Origin of the sequence: Actinomadura logoneensis, assembly GCF_003428695.1 — a bacterium.
GTDB lineage: Bacteria > Actinomycetota > Actinomycetes > Streptosporangiales > Streptosporangiaceae > Spirillospora > Spirillospora logoneensis.
In genome coordinates this window covers 1-2144 of sequence record NZ_QURH01000608.1, presented here as the reverse complement: position 1 = coordinate 2144, position 2144 = coordinate 1, and the positions used below count along the sequence as shown (strand labels likewise).

Sequence of the window (2144 nt, the reverse complement as noted above, 5' to 3'; positions counted from 1 at the left end):
GGCGGGCTCCGGCTCGGGCGGGGCCGAGGCCGGACGGGTCGCGCGCCGCGTGCGGCGGCGGGTCCGGCCGTTGGCCGGCGCCTCGACCGGCTCCGGGGACTCCTCGGTGAGAGCGCCCGGGGCGGTGCCCTCGGCCTCCTCGGCCGCCTCCGCGGCCTCGACGGCGGCCTGCGCCTCCGGCTCCTCGTCGTCCCGGTCGTCCTTGCCGTCCTTGTCGTCCCGGCGGACCGACTTGGCGAGCTTCTCCTCGACGGCGCGCTCGACGTCGCCCTTGCGCTTGCGGCGGCGGCCGGACTGCTCCTTCGCCGCGCCCTTGTCGGAGCCCTTCGGCTCGACCGGGCTCAGGTGGACGTGGATGCCGCGGCCGTTGCAGCTCTCGCAGGTCTCCGAGAACGCCTCCAGCAGGCCCTGCCCGACCCGCTTGCGGGTCATCTGGACCAGGCCCAGCGAGGTCACCTCGGCGACCTGGTGCTTGGTGCGGTCCCGGGACAGGCACTCCACCAGGCGGCGCAGCACCAGGTCCCGGTTGGACTCCAGCACCATGTCGATGAAGTCGATCACCACGATGCCGCCGATGTCGCGGAGCCGCAGCTGCCGGACGATCTCCTCGGCCGCCTCCAGGTTGTTGCGGGTGACCGTCTCCTCCAGGTTCCCGCCCTGGCCGGTGAACTTGCCGGTGTTCACGTCCACCACGGTCATCGCCTCGGTGCGGTCGATGACCAGCGAGCCGCCGGACGGCAGCCAGACCTTGCGGTCCAGCGCCTTGGCGATCTGCTCGTCGATCCGGAACGCGCCCATGACGTCGCCGTCGCCGGTCCACTTCTCGACACGGTCGGCCAGGTGCGGCGCGACGTAGCCGACGTACTCCGAGACCGTGTCCCAGGCGCCGTCGCCCTGGACGACGAGCTTGGCGAAGTCCTCGTTGAAGATGTCGCGGATGACGCGGATCGTCAGGTCGGGCTCTCCGTGCAGCAGGGACGGCGCGGACGCCGACTTGACCTGCTTCTGGATGTGCTCCCACTGGGCGGCCAGGCGGGACACGTCGCGCGCCAGCTCCTCCTCCGTCGCGCCCTCCGCGGCGGTCCGGACGATCACACCGGCGTTCTCCGGCATGACCTTCTTGAGGATCTGCTTGAGGCGGCTGCGCTCCTTGTCCGGCAGCTTGCGGCTGATGCCGGTCATCGAGCCGTCCGGCACGTACACCAGGTAGCGGCCGGGCAGCGACACCTGGCTGGTCAGCCGGGCGCCCTTGTGGCCGAGCGGGTCCTTGGTGACCTGCACCAGCACCGACTGGCCGGACTTCAGCGCGGACTCGATCCGGCGCGGCTGGCCCTCGAGCCCGGCGGTGTCCCAGTTGACCTCGCCGGCGTACAGCACGGCGTTGCGGCCCTTGCCGATGTCGACGAACGCGGCCTCCATCGACGGCAGGACGTTCTGGACCTTGCCCAGGTACACGTTGCCGACGTAGCTCTGGTGGCTGGCGCGGTTGATGTAGTGCTCGACGAGGACGTCGTCCTCCAGCACGGCGATCTGGGTGCGGTCGCCCTCCTGCCGGACGACCATCTCGCGCTTGACCGACTCGCGGCGGGCCAGGAACTCCGCCTCGGTGATCACCGGCGGACGGCGGCGGCCCTGCTCGCGGCCCTCCCGGCGGCGCTGCTTCTTGGCCTCCAGCCGGGTGGAGCCGCGGACGGACTGGACCTCGTCCTCGACCGGCCGCGGAGCCTGCTCGCGCACCTCGCGGACGTGCACGACGGTGTTCGGCGGGTCGTCCGAGCCGGTGGCCTCGTCACCGCCGGAACGGCGGCGACGGCGACGGCGACGGCGGGACGAGCCGGAGCCGCCCTCGTCGGACTCGTCCTCGCCCTCGTCCTCGGCGTGCTCGTCGGCGGCCTTCGCCGCCTCCTTGGACTCCTTGGACTCCTTGGCCTCCTTCGCGGACTCCCGGCCGGACTCCTTCGACTCCTTGGCGGACTCGCGGGACTCCTTCGCCGGGGCCCTGGCGGGCTCGGCGGCCTCGTCCTCGGCCTCGGACTCGCCGGCCTCGTCCTCCGCGCCCTCACGGCCGCGGCCACGGCCGCGTCCGCCGCGGCGACGGCGGCGGCGGGACGGGCGGTCGTCCTCGTCGTGCTCGTCGCCGGACG

The 2144-nt window shown here is 73.0% G+C and carries 1 protein-coding gene; it reads right to left on the bottom strand.

All coding sequences use genetic code 11. From position 1 onward, the window contains the following. A partial coding sequence (locus DZF91_RS24625) for an Rne/Rng family ribonuclease (protein WP_147341354.1) occupies positions 1 to 2144 on the bottom strand: 2144 nt, incomplete at both ends.